The sequence below is a fragment of the Pseudarthrobacter sp. P1 genome, assembly GCF_050156935.1.
Taxonomy (GTDB): domain Bacteria; phylum Actinomycetota; class Actinomycetes; order Actinomycetales; family Micrococcaceae; genus Specibacter.
The window spans coordinates 4,272,824-4,289,701 of record NZ_CP189584.1; the positions used below are offsets into that span (position 1 = coordinate 4,272,824).

General features: G+C 69.8%; 14 protein-coding genes and 1 pseudogene. 13 read left to right on the forward strand and 2 right to left on the reverse strand.

The window, feature by feature from the left end; all coding sequences use genetic code 11:
• Positions 1-111: 111 nt before the first annotated feature.
• The 4 genes and pseudogenes from pdhA (at position 112) to ACQCSX_RS19930 (ending at position 4,363) form a co-directional block, all read left to right on the forward strand.
• On the forward strand, positions 112-1,236 hold the full coding sequence (gene pdhA / locus ACQCSX_RS19915; protein ID WP_427016935.1) for a pyruvate dehydrogenase (acetyl-transferring) E1 component subunit alpha: 1,125 nt from the start codon (positions 112-114) through the stop codon (positions 1,234-1,236).
• The gene (locus ACQCSX_RS19920; RefSeq protein WP_427016936.1) at positions 1,236-2,246 is read left to right on the forward strand and encodes an alpha-ketoacid dehydrogenase subunit beta; all 1,011 of its coding nucleotides are present in this window, start codon (positions 1,236-1,238) and stop codon (positions 2,244-2,246) included. Before pdhA ends, ACQCSX_RS19920 begins: the two co-directional genes overlap by 1 nt.
• A gap of 2 nt (positions 2,247-2,248) precedes the next feature.
• Positions 2,249-3,719: pseudogene (locus tag ACQCSX_RS19925) on the forward strand (dihydrolipoamide acetyltransferase family protein).
• A gap of 275 nt (positions 3,720-3,994) precedes the next feature.
• Entirely contained in the window at positions 3,995-4,363 is a 369-nt protein-coding gene (locus tag ACQCSX_RS19930; protein ID WP_427016937.1) for an SPW repeat protein, read from the forward strand.
• Between the two features lie 92 nt (positions 4,364-4,455).
• Here the strand turns inward: ACQCSX_RS19930 and ACQCSX_RS19935 are convergent, their stop codons facing one another.
• Positions 4,456-5,064, reverse strand: coding sequence for a TetR/AcrR family transcriptional regulator (locus tag ACQCSX_RS19935; RefSeq protein WP_427016938.1), 609 nt, complete (start codon positions 5,062-5,064; stop codon positions 4,456-4,458).
• Between the two features lie 127 nt (positions 5,065-5,191).
• Between ACQCSX_RS19935 and ACQCSX_RS19940 the strand changes: the two genes are divergently transcribed.
• From ACQCSX_RS19940 to ACQCSX_RS19970, 7 genes are read left to right on the forward strand one after another with little or no spacing between them, the layout of a single operon-like run.
• On the forward strand, positions 5,192-6,799 hold the full coding sequence (locus ACQCSX_RS19940) for a carboxyl transferase domain-containing protein (protein WP_427016939.1): 1,608 nt from the start codon (positions 5,192-5,194) through the stop codon (positions 6,797-6,799).
• A 5-nt stretch (positions 6,800-6,804) separates the two neighbouring features.
• Entirely contained in the window at positions 6,805-9,030 is a 2,226-nt protein-coding gene (locus tag ACQCSX_RS19945) for an acetyl/propionyl/methylcrotonyl-CoA carboxylase subunit alpha (protein ID WP_427016940.1), read from the forward strand.
• Positions 9,017-10,180: an acyl-CoA dehydrogenase family protein gene (locus ACQCSX_RS19950; RefSeq protein WP_427016941.1), complete on the forward strand. Its 1,164-nt coding sequence runs from the start codon at positions 9,017-9,019 to the stop codon at positions 10,178-10,180. The genes ACQCSX_RS19945 and ACQCSX_RS19950 overlap by 14 nt, the downstream gene beginning before the upstream one ends.
• A gap of 34 nt (positions 10,181-10,214) precedes the next feature.
• Complete coding sequence (locus ACQCSX_RS19955) at positions 10,215-11,090, forward strand: CoA transferase subunit A (protein ID WP_427016942.1); 876 nt, start codon at positions 10,215-10,217, stop codon at positions 11,088-11,090.
• Between the two features lie 2 nt (positions 11,091-11,092).
• A complete protein-coding gene (locus ACQCSX_RS19960; RefSeq protein WP_427016943.1) occupies positions 11,093-11,746 on the forward strand; it encodes a CoA transferase subunit B in 654 nt (217 codons plus the stop codon).
• Positions 11,743-12,255: a MaoC family dehydratase gene (locus ACQCSX_RS19965; RefSeq protein WP_427016944.1), complete on the forward strand. Its 513-nt coding sequence runs from the start codon at positions 11,743-11,745 to the stop codon at positions 12,253-12,255. Before ACQCSX_RS19960 ends, ACQCSX_RS19965 begins: the two co-directional genes overlap by 4 nt.
• A 32-nt stretch (positions 12,256-12,287) precedes the next feature.
• Positions 12,288-13,118 carry an HpcH/HpaI aldolase/citrate lyase family protein gene (locus ACQCSX_RS19970; protein ID WP_427016945.1) on the forward strand — a complete coding sequence of 277 codons (831 nt, stop codon included), beginning with the start codon at positions 12,288-12,290 and terminating at the stop codon, positions 13,116-13,118.
• Positions 13,119-13,168: 50 nt separating this feature from the next.
• On the opposite strand, the gene ACQCSX_RS19975 is transcribed toward ACQCSX_RS19970, so the two are convergent.
• Positions 13,169-14,119, reverse strand: coding sequence for a hypothetical protein (locus ACQCSX_RS19975; protein WP_427016946.1), 951 nt, complete (start codon positions 14,117-14,119; stop codon positions 13,169-13,171).
• Positions 14,120-14,271: 152 nt separating this feature from the next.
• Between ACQCSX_RS19975 and dxr the strand changes: the two genes are divergently transcribed.
• Positions 14,272-15,513, forward strand: coding sequence for a 1-deoxy-D-xylulose-5-phosphate reductoisomerase (dxr, locus tag ACQCSX_RS19980; RefSeq protein ID WP_427016947.1), 1,242 nt, complete (start codon positions 14,272-14,274; stop codon positions 15,511-15,513).
• 36 nt (positions 15,514-15,549) lie between these two features.
• On the forward strand, positions 15,550-16,878 hold the full coding sequence (locus ACQCSX_RS19985) for a M50 family metallopeptidase (protein ID WP_427016948.1): 1,329 nt from the start codon (positions 15,550-15,552) through the stop codon (positions 16,876-16,878).

The following is a 16,878-nucleotide window of genomic DNA, read 5'->3' on the forward strand; positions in this document are numbered from 1 at the left end:
AGGCAATGGTGCCTGTTCCATGGTGCGGGGCCACAAGCCCACCCACCACGCGGGGTGCGCGGATCCACAAGGTCTGCGGCCCGGCGGCAACCACATGCGAAGGGGCGTGCAATGAAGCGCAACGGCGGGGACCACAGCGGGGGTCCGGGGCTGGAGACCATCCAACTCATTACCGAGCACGGCACACGCGTAGAGCATCCGGAGCTGGATCCGTGGGTTGAGGATGTGCGCGATGAGGATCTCGTGAAGCTCTACGAGGACATGGTGGTGATCCGGAGGATTGACATCGAGGCCACGGCGCTCCAGCGCCAGGGCGAGCTGGCACTGTGGCCGCCGCTGCTGGGCCAGGAGGCCGCCCAGATCGGCTCGGCCCGGGCCCTGCGCACCGACGATTTCGTCTTCTCCAGCTACCGCGAAAACGGTGTGGCCTACTGCCGCGGCGTGGACCTGACGGACCTGATCCGGGTCTGGCGCGGCAATGCCTCCTCCGGCTGGGATCCGTACGAGATCAACATGGCCACGCCGCAGATCATCATCGGCGCCCAGACCCTGCACGCCACCGGCTATGCGCTGGGAATCCAGCAGGACGGCGCGGATTCGGCCGCCATCGCGTACTTCGGCGACGGCGCCACCAGCGAGGGCGATGTCAGCGAGGCACTGGTCTTCGCGGCCAGCTTCCAGGTACCGGTGATCTTCTTCTGCCAGAACAACCATTGGGCCATTTCCGAGCCCGCGGGCCTGCAATCGCACATCCCGCTGGCCGGCCGCGCCGCCGGCTTCGGCATCCCGAGTCTGCGCGTGGACGGCAACGACGTGCTGGCCGTGCTGGCCGCCACCCGGTGGGCGCTGGCCCGGGCCCGTGCGGGCGGCGGCCCCAGCTTCATCGAGGCCGTCACCTACCGGATGGGACCGCACACGACGGCGGACGACCCCACCCGCTACCGCGATGCCAACGAACTCGAGGACTGGCGCGCCAAGGATCCCATCGCGCGCCTGGCCACCCTGCTGGAGTCCCGCGGCGTGCTGGACGCCGCCCGCGAGGAAGCGATCGCGGCCAAGGCCGACGACGTCGCCCGCGAACTGCGTGCCGGCTGCCTGGGCCTGGCGGATCCTGGCCCCGAGGCGGTCTTCGCCCACGTCTACAGCACCCCCAATTCCTGGCTGGAACGCCAGGCCGGGAACTACGGCCGGTATCTGGCCGGATTCGCCGGCGGCAGCGCAGAGGAGAACATCTAATGGGCACCATGACCTTCAGCCGCGCCATCAACGCCGGCCTGCGCAAGGCGATGGAGGACGATCCCAAGGTGGTCCTGATGGGGGAGGACATCGGCAAGCTCGGCGGCGTCTTCCGCATCACCGACGGACTGCAAAAGGACTTTGGCCCGCACCGGGTGATCGACACCCCGCTGGCCGAGGCCGCGATCATGGGCACCGCCGTCGGACTCGCCTACCGCGGCTACCGGCCCGTCTGCGAGATCCAGTTCGACGGCTTCATCTACCCGGCCTTCGACCAGATCGTCTGCCAGGTGGCCAAGCTGCACTACCGCACCCAGGGCCGGGTGAAGATGCCCATCACCATCCGCGTCCCCTTTGGCGGCGGCATTGGCTCCCCGGAACACCACTCGGAATCGCCCGAGGCGTACTTCACGCACACCTCCGGGCTGCGCGTGGTGGCCGTGTCCAACCCGCAGGACGCCTACACGATGATCCGCCAGGCCATCGCCAGCGACGACCCCGTGCTCTACTTCGAGCCCAAGCGCCGGTACCACACCAAGGGCGAGGTCACCGAGGGCGGGGATCTGGCCCGGGAGCTGTCCATGGAGAGTGCCCGGACCGTGGCCGCCGGCAGCGACGCCACGCTGGTCACCTATGGGCCGCTGGTGCCCACTGCGCTGGATGCCGCCGCGGCCGCCGCGGACGAGGGCATCTCCCTGGAGGTGATCGACCTGCGCTCGCTGGCACCCATCGACTTTGCCGCCGTCGAGGCCTCCGTGCGGCGCACCGGCCGGCTGGTCATCACCCACGAGGCGGCGCAGTCCGGCGGGCTGGGTGCGGAGATCGCCGCCAGCATCACCGAACGCTGCTTCAACTTCCTCGAGGCCGCCCCGGTCCGCGTGACCGGCTTCGACATTCCCTATCCCGCCTCAAAATTGGAGAAACACCACTTGCCTGACCTCGACAGGATCCTCGACGGTGTTGACCGTGTCCTGGGCCGCCCCAACTCGCTGAGCGGACTGGAAGGATGACGATGATCAAGGAATTCAAACTGCCGGACCTGGGCGAGGGCCTGACCGAATCGGAGATCGTCTCCTGGCATGTGGCCGAGGGGGACACTGTGGTGCTGAACCAGGTGATTGCCGAGGTCGAGACCGCCAAGGCAGTGGTGGAGCTGCCCAGCCCGTACGACGGCGTGATCGCCCGGCTGCATGAGGCGCCGGGCACGGTGGTCCAGGTGGGTGAAACGATCGTCTCCTTCGACGTGTTGGACGAGTCCGCCCCTTCGGCGGTTGAGCTGGGGCCACGCCCGCAGGGGCCCCCGGCCGAGCGCAGCGAGGTTGGGGGGCGGGTGGGGAGCCGAAACCCCGAGCCCCGCCGAAACCCCGAGCCCGAGGCCAAGCGCGTCCCCACCCTGGTGGGCTACGGGGCCGATCCGGAGAAGTCCGGCCGACCCGTGCGCCGCCGCCGCATCGGTGCCGCCCCGGCGGCCGCGTCCGCCCCGCTGGTCGAGCGCGTCGAGACCATTTCGGCGGTCTCCACCACCATCGCGGTCCCCGGATCCTCCTTCGAGCGCCCGCGGTCCACGCCGCCGGTGCGCAAGCTGGCCCGCGACCTCGGCATCGACCTCACCGCGGTGGCCGGCTCCGGTGACCATGGGCTGATTGTCCGCGAGGACGTGCTGGCCGCCAAGGCCGGCGTGGCCGGCCCGTCTGCGCCGGTGGTTCCGGAAGCACCGGCAGGCCCCGCCGCCGCAGGCCCGGGCAGCCCAGCCGCCGGACCGTCGTCGTCGTTTGCCGGCAAACCGCGCGAGGAGCGGACGGAGATCAAGGGCGTGCGCAAGCACCGCCGCGGCCATGGTGGCCAGCGCGTTCACCGCGCCGCACGTCACCGAGTTCCTCACCGTGGACGTCACGGCCAGCATGGAGCTGCTGGAACGGCTGAAGGCGCGCCGCGATTTCGCCGGCCTCAAACTGACTCCGTTGACGCTGGTGGCCAAGGCGCTGTGCCTCGCGGCCGCGCGGCAGCCCAGCGTGAATTCGCGCTGGGACGGGGCCAATGGGCAGATCGTCACGATGAACTATGTGAACCTGGGCATCGCCGCGGCCACCCCGCGCGGGCTCATGGTGCCCAACATCAAGGACGCGCACGCGCTTGACCTGCGCCAGCTCTCGATGGCCCTCTCCGAGCTCACCGAGACGGCGCGGGCCGGCAAGACCACCCCGGCGGCGCTGTCCGGGGGGACCATTTCGATCACCAACATCGGCGTGTTCGGGATCGACGCCGGCACGCCCATCCTGAATCCGGGCGAGGCGGCGATTGTGGCCATGGGGGCGGTGCGCCGGCAGCCCTGGGAGTACCGGGGCGAGGTGGCGCTGCGCCAGGTCATGACCCTGAGCCTGTCCTTCGACCACCGGCTGGTGGACGGCGAGCAGGGCTCCAAGTTCCTGGCCGACATCGGCGCCGTCCTGGCCGATCCGGGCATCGTGCTGGCCATGGTCTAGCCCGTCGAGCATCACGCCGCTTCCGTATTTTGGCTGGGTCGGGAACCCGGGCGGTGATGGGGCCGGCGGGTTCGGGGTGCGGTGCGCATCGGCGGTGGCTGGAAATGGCCGGCCGGCGGGCCCGAAACCGCCGTGCCGGGCAGTGTTTCCGCAGGTCAGCGGGGGGTTGGTGCCCCGAAGCCGGGCCATTGACCGCCCTCTTGCGGGTGCCTATAGTTTGAAGTGACCCCCACTTGGGAGCCAACTACCAGGGATTACCAAGGAGGTTGGTAGCAATGAAGAGGTGGAACCGCTGGCAGGATTGGGTAGCCGTGATTGTCGGCCTCTACGCCGCATTGTCAACGATGTGGACGGCCCAGGCCGGCGCATCGACGCTTCTCATGGTCGGGTGCGGCGTTCTTCTGATTGTTTGTGGAGTCTGGAACCTGATGTCGCCCGGAATGCCGGTGGCCGAATGGGTCCAGCTTGCGCTTGGCGCCCTTCTGTTCATCTCCCCATGGATCGGCCAATACTCCGGCCATATGGGTGCAGCATGGACGTCATGGATCGGCGGGGCGCTTGCCCTCGTCGCAGCCGGCATGGCCCTCCAGCCGAGCATGCACATGCATGCCGGACATGACCACGGCGGCGCTGCGGCCCACTAGGCCGTTGTCCCTTGGCGAAAGCGCCAGCCCCGGCTGGCGCTTTCGCCATGTACGGGCCCAGGCGGCCGGGCGGAGCAGGCGGCCGGGTCCAGTCAGCAGGCCGGTGCGGCCAGCGAAGCCCAGGCCATCTGCTCCAGCACCGGCCGGGCCGCCTTGGCCCCAATCCGGCGGCCGTGCATCTGCAGGCTGTGCGGGGTGGAATTGATCAGGCCAAACACCGCGTGGGCCTTGATGCGCAGGGCCGCGGGGTCGGTGGCCGGATCCAGCCGGCCGAGCAGGTCCACCCACAGCTCCACGTAGCTGCGCTGGAGCGTGCGCACCTGTTTGTGGTCGGCGGGGGAGAGGTTGTCCAGATCGCGGTCCTGGACACGGATGACGTCGGTGTTGGCCAGGGCGAAGTCCACGTGGAAGGTGATCAGTGACCGCAGCGCGGCGCCGTCGTCGTCCGTGCCAGCCAGCACGGTGCGCCCGCCGGCCAGCAATTCCTCGCTGACATCGACCAGCAGGGCGCCGAGCAGGGCCTGCTTGCCGCTGAAGTGGCGGTAGACCGCCGGTCCACTGACGCCGGCGGCGGCACCCAGATCCTCGATGGAGACCCGGCTGAAGCCGCGTTGGGCAAAGAGCGCCGCGGCGGCGTCGAGCATGGCCCGGCGCCGGCTGGCCTTGGCCTCGCTGCGCCGTGTGGGCAATTCCTGGCTCATTCCATCCCTTGTGTTGGACATCACAGTTTAGACAGACTAACCTAAATCCCAGTTAGTCACCACTAACCAAAGTACTCCCGGAACATTGTGGACCGGGAATATGGCAAGGGAATTGGGGCAGGGGTCAATGGAGACTTTGCAAAGCCGGGTGGACGCGGGGAGTGAATCCTTCGCGGCCAATGAGCGGGCGCAGCGGGAGCTGGCGGCCGGGCTGCGGCAGCGGCTGGCGCAGACCGCGCTGGGCGGGCCGGAGCGCTCGCGGGAACGCCACGTGGCCCGCGGGAAGCTGCTGCCGCGCGAGCGGGTGGATGCGCTGCTCGATGAGGGCAGCCCGTTCCTGGAGATCGCACCGCTGGCCGCCAACGGAATGTACGGCGACGACTCGCCGGGTGCCGGGGTGATCGCCGGGATCGGCCTCATCCACGGCCGGGCGGTGCTGGTGATCTCCAACGACGCCACCGTCAAGGGCGGCACGTACTATCCGATGACGGTGAAGAAGCACCTGCGGGCGCAGGAGATCGCGCTGGAGAACCGGCTGCCGTGCATCTACCTGGTGGACTCCGGTGGCGCGTTCCTGCCCAAGCAGGACGAGGTCTTCCCGGACAAGGAGCACTTCGGCCGGATCTTCTACAACCAGGCCAAGCTCTCGGCGGCCAAGATCCCGCAGATCGCCTCCGTGATGGGCTCGTGCACGGCCGGCGGCGCCTACGTGCCGGCGATGAGCGACGAGACGGTGATTGTGCGCAACCAGGGCACCATCTTCCTCGGCGGCCCGCCGCTGGTGAAGGCTGCCATCGGCGAGGTCGTCACGGCGGAGGAGCTCGGCGGCGGCGAGGTGCACGCCAGGATCTCCGGCGTGGTGGACCATCTGGCGGAAAACGACGCCCATGCGCTGGCGATTGTCCGCGACATCGTCGTCACACTGCCGGCCCCGGCCGCCCCGGCCTGGGACGTGCTGCCCGCCGAGGATCCCGCCGTCGAGCCCGCGGAGATCTACGGCGCGGTGCCGGCGGATTTGAACACGCCCTACGACGCGCGGGAGATCATCGCCCGGCTGCTGGACGGCAGCCGCTTCCACGAGTTCAAGAAGGACTACGGCACCACGCTGGTGACCGGCTTTGGCCGGCTGCACGGCCACCCGGTGGGGATCGTGGCCAACAACGGCGTGCTCTTCAGCGAATCGGCGCTCAAGGGCGCGCATTTCATCGAGCTGTGCGACCAGCGCGGCATCCCGCTCATCTTTCTGCAGAACCTCTCCGGCTTCATGGTGGGCAAGGACTACGAGCGGGGCGGCATCGCCAAGAACGGCGCGAAGATGGTCACGGCCGTCGCCACCGCCCGGGTGCCCAAGCTGACGGTGGTGGTGGGCGGCTCGTTCGGCGCCGGCAACTACTCCATGTGCGGGCGCGCCTACGGCCCGCGCTTTTTGTGGATGTGGCCAGCCAGCCGGATTTCGGTGATGGGCGGCAACCAGGCCTCGGCGGTGCTGGCCACGGTCAAGCGCGAGCAGATCGAGGGCGCCGGCGGGGAATGGTCCGCCGCCGAGGAGGAGGCCTTCAAGGCCCCGATCAAGGCCCAGTACGAGGACCAGGGCAGCCCCTACTATTCGACGGCCCGGTTGTGGGACGACGGCGTGATCGACCCCGCGGACACGCGGACGGTGCTGGGCCTGGCCCTGGACGTCTGCGCCCGGGCCCCGCTGCCGGAGACCTCCTTCGGCCTGTTCAGGATGTGAGCGCGATGACCCTTCCCTTCTCCACAGTGCTGGTGGCCAACCGCGGCGAGATTGCCTGCCGCGTCATCGCCACCCTCAAGGCCATGGGCATCCGCTCCGTGGCCGTCTATTCCGACGCCGACGCCGGTGCCCGCCACGTGCGCCTGGCCGACGCGGCCGTGCGGATCGGCCCGGCCGCCGCAGCGCGCAGCTACCTGGACATCGACGCCATCCTGGCCGCCGTGAAGTCCTCCGGTGCCCAGGCGGTGCACCCCGGCTACGGCTTCCTCTCCGAAAACCTGGACTTCGCCCGGGCCCTGGAGACCGAGGGCATCGCCTTCATCGGCCCCGGGGTGCGCGCCCTGGAGCTGATGGGGGACAAGATCCGGGCCAAGAACCACGTCTCGGGCTACGACGTCCCCGTGGTACCGGGGATTGCCCGCCCGGGGCTCAGCGACGCCGAGCTGATCGACGCCGCGGCCTCGGTGGGCTACCCGCTGCTGATCAAACCCTCCGCCGGCGGCGGGGGCAAGGGGATGGCGGCCGTGCTGTCCGCGGCCGAGCTGCCCGCGGCCCTGGCCACCGCCCGCCGGGTGGCCGCCAGCGCCTTTGGCGACGACACCCTGTTCCTGGAGCGGCTGATCGCCAGCCCGCGGCACATCGAGGTCCAGATCCTCGCGGACAACCACGGCCATGTGGTGCATCTGGGCGAGCGCGAATGCTCGCTGCAGCGCCGGCACCAGAAGGTGATCGAGGAGGCGCCGTCGCCGCTGCTGGACCGGGTCGAAGATGGCCCGGCCATTCGTGCCCGGATCGGGGCGGCCGCCTGCAACGCCGCCCGCAGCGTGGGCTACAGCGGTGCCGGCACGGTGGAATTCCTGGTCTCCGACGCCGCCCCGGACGAGTTCTTCTTCATGGAGATGAACACCCGCCTCCAGGTGGAGCACCCGGTGACGGAGATGGTCACGGGGATCGACCTGGTGCAGTGGCAGGTGCGCATCGCCGCCGGGGAGCCGCTGGCCCTGCTCCAGGAGGACATTCGCCTGACCGGCCACGCCGTCGAGGCCCGGCTCTATGCCGAGGACCCGGAGAATGGCTTCCTGCCCACGGCCGGGACGGTGCTCGCCTTGGCCGAACCGGTGGGCGAAGGCATCCGGGTGGACTCGGCGCTGGTGGCGGGCTTGGAGGTCGGCTCGGACTACGACCCCATGCTGGCCAAGGTCATCGCCTGGGGAACGGACCGTGCGCAGGCACTGGCCCGGCTGGACCGCGCGCTCGCTGGCACCACCGTGCTGGGCCTGGGCACCAACATCGAGTACCTGCGGCTGTTGCTGGCCGACGCCGACGTCCAGGCCGGGGCGCTGGACACCACGCTGATCGAGCGCAAGCTGCCCGCCATGGTCTTCCAGGCCCCGGGGCCGGAGCTGCTGGCGGCCGCCGCGCTGTGGCTGCACCACCGGCCCGACGGGGAACCCTCCGCCGGGCAGGGTTCCGGCCGGCAAGGCGTCGGAGGACAAGGCTCCGCCGCCGGGCACCGTTCCGCCGGGCAGCTCACCACTGCGGGGAGCCCCTGGCACTCGGCCACCGGCTGGCGGCTGGGGGAGCACCGGCGCGTTGCGGTCCGGCTGGAGCCCGACGCCGCCGCGGGCGGTGCCTGGCCGCCGGCCACGGTGGCGCTCACCAAGGCAACCGCCACTGGCGGCTCGCTGGCCGCACGGGCCGTGCTGGCCGGCGACCCGGCCGTGCACACCGTCCGGCTCACCGCGGACCCCGGGGGCGGGAGCGGGGCGCTGGTGGAGTTCGACGACGCCGCCACCCGGATGCACTTCGCCTTCGGCGATGGCGTGCTGTGGGTGGGCAGCGGGGGCCGCTCCACCGCCCTGCGCCGGCCCTCCCGGAGCGAGCGCACGGCGGCCATGCTCGCCGGGTTGGCCCGCCCCGAGGGCGCGGCCGATCCGCAGGTGGCCTCGCCCATGCCCGGCACGGTGGTGAGCGTCAACGTCTCCTCGGGAGACGCCGTCGTGCCCGGCACGGTGCTCCTGGCCGTGGAGGCCATGAAGATGGAGCACCAGCTCACCGCCGCGGTGGCCGGCATCGTCCACCTGAGCGTCAAACCCGGCGACCTGGTCAAAGCCCGCCAGATTGTCGCCACCATCCACCCCACCGGGAACCCGGTGGCAGAGACCGACACGGCCGAGGGCACCGACGCCCCGGCCGGCACCGAAGGAGCCATGCGCCATGCCCAACTTTGAACTCAGCGAGGACTACCAGGACCTCAGCGACGCCGTCCGGGATTTTGCCGACAATGTGGTGGCCCCGGTCAGCGCCAAGCACGATGCGGAGCACAGCTTCCCCTACGAGGTGGTCGCCCAGATGGCGGAGATGGGCCTCTTTGGCCTCCCGTTCCCGGAGGAACACGGCGGCCAGGGCGGGGACTACTTTGCGCTGGCCTTGGCCCTGGAGCAGCTGGGCCGGGTGGACCAATCGGTGGCCATCACGCTGGAGGCCGGCGTCTCCCTGGGCGCCATGCCGATCCACCGCTTCGGCACCGATGCCCAGAAGGAGGAGTGGCTGCCCCTGCTCGCCTCGGGCAAGGCGCTCGCCGGCTTCGGCCTGACCGAACCGGAGGCGGGGTCCGACGCCGGTGGCACCAAGACCCATGCGGAGCTGGCCAACGGCCAATGGGTCATCAACGGCAACAAGGAGTTCATCACCAACTCCGGCACCGACATCACCAAACTGGTCACCGTCACGGCCGTCACCGGGACCAGCGAGCGGGCTGACGGGACGGTGAAGAAGGAGATCTCCACCCTGCTGGTGCCGACCAACACCCCCGGCTTCACGGCGGAGAAAGCGTACAACAAGGTGGGCTGGAACGCCTCCGACACGCATCCGCTGACCCTGCAGGACGTCCACGTGCCCGAGGCCAACCTGCTGGGCGTGCGCGGCCGCGGGTACGCCAACTTCCTCTCCATCCTGGACGAGGGCCGCATCGCCATCGCCGCGCTCGCCGTCGGCGCCGCCCAGGGCTGCGTGGACGAGTCCGTGCGGTACGCCACCGAACGGCACGCCTTCGGCAACATGATCGGCAAATACCAGGCCATTGCGTTCAAGATTGCCCGGATGCAGGCACGGGCCCACACCGCCCGGCTGGCCTACTACGATGCCGCCGCGAGAATGCTGGCCGGAAAGCCGTTCAAGACGCAGGCGGCCATCGCTAAGATGGTCGCAGGCGAGGCCGCCATGGACAACGCCCGCGATGCGACGCAGGTCTTTGGCGGCTACGGGTTCATCAACGATTTCACCGTCTCGCGGCACTACCGCGACTCGAAGATCCTGGAGGTGGGGGAGGGCACCACGGAGGTTCAGCTCATGCTCATTGCCCGGGATCTGGGCCTGTAGCGGAAGAACGGCACCACAACGAGAGGATCGACTTGTGATCAACAAAGTGGTTGGATCGGCCGCCGCTGCCGTCGCCGACATCCCCGACGGGGCGTCGCTGGCGGTGGGGGGCTTTGGCCTCTGCGGCATCCCCGTGGCCCTGATCAACGCCCTGCACCGGCAGGGCACCAAGGACCTGGAGACCATCAGCAACAATTGCGGCGTGGACGACTGGGGCCTGGGGATCCTGCTCTCCGACGGCCGGATCCGGCGCACCATCTCCTCCTACGTGGGGGAGAACAAGGAATTTGCCCGCCAATTCCTGGCCGGCGAGCTCGAGGTGGAATTGACCCCGCAGGGCACGCTGGCCGAGAAGCTGCGCGCCGGCGGGGCCGGGATTCCCGCCTTCTTCACCTCGGCCGGGGTCGGGACGCAGGTGAGCGAGGGTGGCCTGCCGCGCAGGTACGACGGCGCGGGCCAGGTGGCCATTGCCTCCCCGGCGAAGGAGGTGCGCGCCTTCCGGGGCGCGGACTACGTGCTGGAGGAATCCCTGACGCCTGACTTTGCCCTGGTGCACGCCCTGCGCGGGGACAAGCATGGCAACCTGGTCTTCCATGCCACGGCGATGAACTTCAACCCGCTGTGCGCGATGGCGGGGAAGATCACCATCGCCGAGGTGGAGGAGCTGGTGGAGCCGGGGGAGCTGGACCCCGAGCATGTCCATGTGCCGGGCATCTTTGTCCAGCGCGTGGTGCATGTGCCGGCCGGATCCCCGGACGCCGAGAAGCGCATCGAGAAGCGCACCGTCACCGTCGCCAAGCCAGACGGCGGGAGCCTCGATGGGGGACCGGGAGCGGCTTCGGGCGTCCGCGAAGCGGGCGGGGCCCCCATCGAGGCTCCCGCCAGCACCCAGACAGGGGAAGGGGAATAGCCATGGCACTGACCCGCAACGAGCTCGCCGCCCGCGTGGCCGCGGAGCTCAAGAACGGCCAGTATGTGAACCTGGGCATCGGCATGCCCACGCTCATCCCCAACTACATCCCGGCCGGCGTCGAGGTGGTGCTGCACTCCGAGAACGGGATCCTGGGCACCGGCCCCTACCCGCTGGAGGCCGACGTCGACCCCGACCTGATCAACGCCGGCAAGGAAACCGTCACCGTGAACAAGGGCGCGGCGTTCTTCGATTCCGCCACCTCCTTTGGCATGGTCCGCGGCGGGCACGTGGACGTGGCCGTGCTGGGCGCCATGGAGGTGGCCGAGAACGGCGACCTCGCCAACTGGATGATCCCCGGCAAGATGGTCAAGGGCATGGGCGGCGCGATGGACCTGGTGTTCGGCGCCAAGCGGCTGATCGTGATGATGGAGCACACGGACCGGGAGGGCAACCCCAAGATCCTCACCCGCTGCACCCTGCCGCTCACCGGCAAGGCCTGCGTGGACAGGATCATCACTGACCTGGCCGTCATCGACGTCACCGAGGACGGGCTGGTGCTGCGCGAGGTGGCCCCCGGCGTCACGGCGGACCAGGTCAAGGCCGCCACCGGTGCCGAGCTGAAGATCGAATGGCACAACGAGGACGATGTATGAGCACACCCAAGGTCGTCACCCAGCGCGGGCTCTACTTTGACGAACTCGAGATGGACGTGGTGTACGCGCACCGGCCCGGGCGCACCATGACCGAGGCGGACAACGTCCTCTTCACCACGCTCACGATGAACACCCAGGGCCTGCACCTGGATGCCGCCTGGAGCGCGGGGCAACCCTTTGGCCAGCGGCTGGTCAACTCGATGATGACGCTCGCCACGATGGTGGGGCAGTCCGTCACCCAGCTGACCCAGGGCACCATCATCGCCCAGCTGGGCCTGACCGACGTCGCCTTTCCCCATCCGCTCTTCCACGGCGACACCTTGTACACGGAGACGGTGGTGACGGCCAAGCGGCCCTCCTCCTCGCGGCCCGGGCAGGGTATTGTCACAATGGCCCACACCGGCCGCAACCAGGACGGTGTGGTGGTGGGGACGGCCACCCGCAGCTGCCTCATGTGGCTCAATGCGGAGTCGGCCCGGCAACCGGCCAGGAAGCCGCCCCCGCTCTAACCGCCCCGCCAGACCTTTCGAAGGAGCACCGCTTGTCCGCGACACCGCGCGCTTTCCCCCTGGGCCCGTCCCTGCTGTTCTGCCCGGCCGACCGCCCCGAGCGCTACGCCAAGGCCGCCGACCGCGCCGACGCCGTCATCCTGGACCTGGAGGACGCCGTCGCCCCCGAGGCCAAGGCGGCGGCCCGCGGGCACCTGGTGGACACGCCGCTGGACCCCGCCCGGACCATCGTGCGCATCAACCCGCTGGACACCGCGGAGGGCCGGCTGGACCTGGCCGCCCTGAGGCAGACACCCTACCGGACCATCATGGTGGCCAAGGCCGAAAGCCCCGACGCCATCGAGGCCCACCCCGGATTCGACATCATTGCGCTCTGCGAAACGGCCCGCGGCGTGCTCGCCGCTCCGGCGCTGGCCCGCCTGCACAACGTGGTGGCCCTGATGTGGGGCGCCGAGGACCTGGTGGCCTCGCTCGGCGGGACATCCAGCCGGCATGCCGACGGCGCCTACCGGGCCGTGGCCATGCACGCGCGCTCGCAGGTGCTGCTGGCCGCCGGCGCCTACGGCAAGGCCGCCATCGACGCCGTCTACATCGACATCCCGGACCTGGACGGGCTGGCCGCGGAGGCCGCGGACGCCGTCGCCTCCGGATTCGCCGCCACCGCCTGCATCCACCCGAGCCAGGTGGCCGCCATCCGCGCGGCCTATGTGCCCTCGCCGGAGCAGGTCAATGCCGCCCACGATCTCCTCAATGCCGCCGCAGCCGCCGGCACCGGGGTGTTCGCCTACCAGGGCCGGATGATCGACGGCCCCATCCTCAAACACGCCCGGGAAACCCTCCGCCGCGCCGCCCTGCCCAACTGAGTGACAGTTATCGCACACTCCGGGGTGGCGGAACGTGAGATAACTGTCACCTAGTTGGGACGGGGAGGGCGCCAGCCGCACAGCCATAGTGCGTCCCGGACCTTCTTGACGGCGGTGCTAGCTTCGTTCTTCATGTGCCGTTTCGAGATCCTCACCTGGATCCAGCCCGCCGAAGCGAAGTCTTCCTCGCGGGCGATGTCCCGCTCCACCTGGTTGGGATCCGAGTGGTGCGAGCCTTCATATTCCACGGCCACCTTGAATCCGGGGAATGACTCGTCCGGAATGCGCGTGACGTCCCCGGCCAGCGTGACGGGGACGTTGAGCTCCGGTTCGGGCAGCCCGGCACGGACGACGGCGAGCCGGAGTCGTGTTTCCGGCGCCGAGTCGCTGCCGATCCGGGCCTGTTCCAGAGCCAGCCGTGCCTTGCGGATGCCCGGCGTTCCCCAATGGCGGTCCAGGATGCCGGCCAAGTCGCCGGGCAGAGCATACGGTTGGCTGCGGCCCTCGAATTCCGGCCGCGGGCTCCGCAACAGGTGGTCTGCGGCCACGGTGAGCTCGTCCACTGTCATCCGCCGCGCACAGTCCAGCCATGTCCGCACCCTTGTCGTAATCCACAGTCCGTCGAGGCATTCGACCTCGTCGTCAAAGAACTGCAGGCGGTGGCCCGTGGCGCCGCGGCGGCGGGGAATCCCATGCGGCGACTGGCGCGCCACATGGATGGTGTCTTCGTCCGCACCGGGCAAGAACCCAGGCAGCGCCCAGATCCGGAAGGCCGTGGCATGGGAGACGGCAGAGTACCCGGTGACCCGGCTGTATGGGCGGGCGAGCAAGGCCAACGGAAGGCCGTCGTCGTCCGGAGGGCCGACCCTGGCAATGCCGCGGGACAGATGGAGGATCTGCCGGTGCCTCAGATGATCGTAGGGGACGCCGCTGGCCAGTGCATCCGCAACAGTGAACGGTGCCGACGCCAGAGCGGAGGGTAGAGGCGGGAGTCTGCGCATGGCCCATCATGGCAATTTCGCGTTCATGCTGCTGACGTTTTCCACAGGTCCCCCGCCGCGCCCAACTGGGTGACGCTTATCGCACACTTCCGGGCCTGGAACGTGCGATAGCTGTCACCCAGTTGGGTGCAGGGGTGCGGGATACTGGGGGCATGCAGAATTCGCGCCACGCCCAGCCGTCCGCCGCCACCCGCAGGGTCATCCTGCTGGGCTCCACCGGGTCCATCGGCACCCAGGCCATCGATGTCATCGACCGCGCCCGGCTGGCCGACGGGAGCGAGCGCTTCGTGGTCACGGCGCTCAGTGCCGGCGGCGGCAACCCCGAACTGCTGGCCCGGCAGGCCGTCCACACCCGGGCCGAGGCCGTGGGCATGGCCGGCGGCGACGCCGGCGCGCTGCGGGCGTTGATTGCGGAGCTGGCAGCGGCGTCCGGGCTCGCCGGCTACGCGCCGGAGATCTTTGTGGGCCCGGACGCCTCCACCGCGATCGCGGGCTGGGCGGGCGGCGGCGGCCGGGCGGACGTGGTGCTCAACGGCATCACCGGCTCCATCGGCCTGGCCCCGACGCTGGCCGCGCTTGACTCCGGGGCGCTGCTGGCCCTGGCCAACAAGGAATCGCTGATCGTTGGCGGCGCGCTGGTCAAGGGTGCGGCGGCCCCCGGGCAGCTGGTGCCGGTGGACTCCGAACATTCGGCGCTGGCGCAGGCGCTGCGCTCGGGCAGCGCGGCGGAGGTGGACCGGCTGGTGCTGACGGCCTCGGGCGGACCGTTCCGCGGCCGGACCCGGGCCCAGCTGGCCACCGTCACCCCGGCCGAGGCGCTCAATCACCCCACCTGGGACATGGGCCTGATGGTCACCACGAATTCCGCGTCCCTGGTGAACAAGGGCCTGGAGGTCATCGAGGCGCACCTGCTCTTCGACGTCCCGCTGGAGCGGATCGACGTCGTGGTCCACCCGCAGTCGGTGGTCCATTCCATGGTCCAGTTCACCGACGGCTCCACCATGGCCCAGTGCTCGCCGCCGGACATGCGGCTGCCCATTGCGCTGGGGCTCGGCTGGCCGGATCGGGTGCCCGGCGCGGCCCTGGCCTGCGATTGGACCCATGCCACCAGCTGGACCTTCGAGCCGCTGGACACCGAGGCGTTCCCCGCCGTCGGGCTCGCGAAGGACGCAGCGAGGCAGGGGAGCACCTTCCCGGCCGTCTTCAACGCCGCGAACGAGGAGGCCGTGCATGCCTTCCATGCGGGCCGGATCGGCTTCCTGGACATCGTGGACACGGTGGTGGAGGTTCTCAGCGAACACTCGGCTGACTCCCGGCTCACCGTAGACTCTGTGCTGGATGCTGAAGGCTGGGCACGTGCGCGCACCACCGAGCGTTTAGCCCTTAAGGGCTGATCCACCGAGAAATCCAGTGAGCGAGAAAAGACAACTGTGACTGTATTGCTGTTCATCCTTGGCGTGGCCTTCGTGGCCGTGGGCATCGCGGCGTCGATCGCCCTGCACGAGGTGGGGCACCTGCTGCCCGCCAAGCTGTTCAAGGTCCGGGTGACCAAGTACATGATCGGCTTTGGCCCCACGCTGTTCTCGCGCAGGAAGGGTGAGACGGAGTACGGCTTCAAGGCCATCCCGGCCGGCGGCTACGTGGCGATGATCGGCATGTACCCGCCCAACCCGGCCGATGGCTCCGTCCGGCCCTCCAGCACCGGCATGTTCCAGACCCTGGCCACAGAGGCCCGCAGCCTGGCGCACGAGGAGGTGGGACCCGGGGACGAGAACCGGGTGTTCTACAAGCTGCCGGTGTGGAAAAAGATCATCATCATGCTCGGCGGGCCGTTCATGAACCTCGTCATCGGCGTCGTCCTGACCGGCGTGCTGCTGATGGGCTTCGGCGCCGCGCAGCCGAGCACCACGCTGGCCGACGTCAACGCCTGCCAGGTCAAGGCCGGCGAGGCCGCCCCGGCGAACCTGGAGCACTGCACGCCGACGCCGGCCGCGGCCGCCGGGCTGAAGCCGGGCGACGTCGTCACCGCCTTTGACGGCAAGGCCGTGCCCAACTGGGGCACGCTGACGCAGTGGATCCGCGCCTCCGCCGGCAAGTCCGTGCCGCTCACCGTGGAGCGCAACGGTACCAGCATCACCACCACCATCACGCCCGTGCTGACCGCGCGCCCCGTGGTGGACGCCAACGGCCTGCCGGCCAAGGATGCCGCCGGCAACGCCGCCACCACCGACGTTGGCTTCATCGGCGTCGGCCCCACCACGGCCATGGTCCGCCAGCCCATCACCGCCGTGCTGCCCGCCGTCGGGAACAGCATGGTGCAGATTTCCGGCGTCGTGCTCAACCTGCCCCAGCGCCTGGTGGGCGTGGCGCAGGCCGCCTTCAGCAGCGCTCCGCGCGACCCCAACGGCCCCATTTCCGTGGTGGGCGTGGGCCGGGTGGCCGGCGAGGTGGCCGCCATGGACGACGTGCCGGTGAGCTCCAAGCTGGCCACGCTGATCGGGCTGATCGGCGGGGTGAACCTGGCGCTGTGCGTCTTCAACCTGATCCCGCTGCTGCCGCTCGACGGCGGCCACGTACTCGGTGCCCTCTACGAGGGGGCTCGCCGGCTGGTGGCCAAGCTCTTTGGCCGCAAGGATCCGGGGGCGTTCGACATCGCCAAGATGCTGCCGGTGACCTATGTGGTGGCCGGGATCCTGATGGTCATGGGTGCCCTGCTGATCTACGCGGACATCGTGAAGCCGGTCAACATCTTCGGCTAG

Excerpts from the sequence above, each read along its gene's own strand:
- pdhA (WP_427016935.1), top strand. The coding sequence starts at position 112 with ATGAAGCGCAACGGCGGGGACCACAGCGGGGGTCCGGGGCTGGAGACC.
- ACQCSX_RS19920 (WP_427016936.1), top strand. The coding sequence starts at position 1,236 with ATGGGCACCATGACCTTCAGCCGCGCCATCAACGCCGGCCTGCGCAAG.
- ACQCSX_RS19930 (WP_427016937.1), top strand. The coding sequence starts at position 3,995 with ATGAAGAGGTGGAACCGCTGGCAGGATTGGGTAGCCGTGATTGTCGGC.
- ACQCSX_RS19935 (WP_427016938.1), bottom strand. The coding sequence starts at position 5,064 with ATGAGCCAGGAATTGCCCACACGGCGCAGCGAGGCCAAGGCCAGCCGG.
- ACQCSX_RS19940 (WP_427016939.1), top strand. The coding sequence starts at position 5,192 with ATGGAGACTTTGCAAAGCCGGGTGGACGCGGGGAGTGAATCCTTCGCG.
- ACQCSX_RS19945 (WP_427016940.1), top strand. The coding sequence starts at position 6,805 with ATGACCCTTCCCTTCTCCACAGTGCTGGTGGCCAACCGCGGCGAGATT.
- ACQCSX_RS19950 (WP_427016941.1), top strand. The coding sequence starts at position 9,017 with ATGCCCAACTTTGAACTCAGCGAGGACTACCAGGACCTCAGCGACGCC.
- ACQCSX_RS19960 (WP_427016943.1), top strand. The coding sequence starts at position 11,093 with ATGGCACTGACCCGCAACGAGCTCGCCGCCCGCGTGGCCGCGGAGCTC.
- ACQCSX_RS19965 (WP_427016944.1), top strand. The coding sequence starts at position 11,743 with ATGAGCACACCCAAGGTCGTCACCCAGCGCGGGCTCTACTTTGACGAA.
- ACQCSX_RS19975 (WP_427016946.1), bottom strand. The coding sequence starts at position 14,119 with ATGCGCAGACTCCCGCCTCTACCCTCCGCTCTGGCGTCGGCACCGTTC.
- dxr (WP_427016947.1), top strand. The coding sequence starts at position 14,272 with ATGCAGAATTCGCGCCACGCCCAGCCGTCCGCCGCCACCCGCAGGGTC.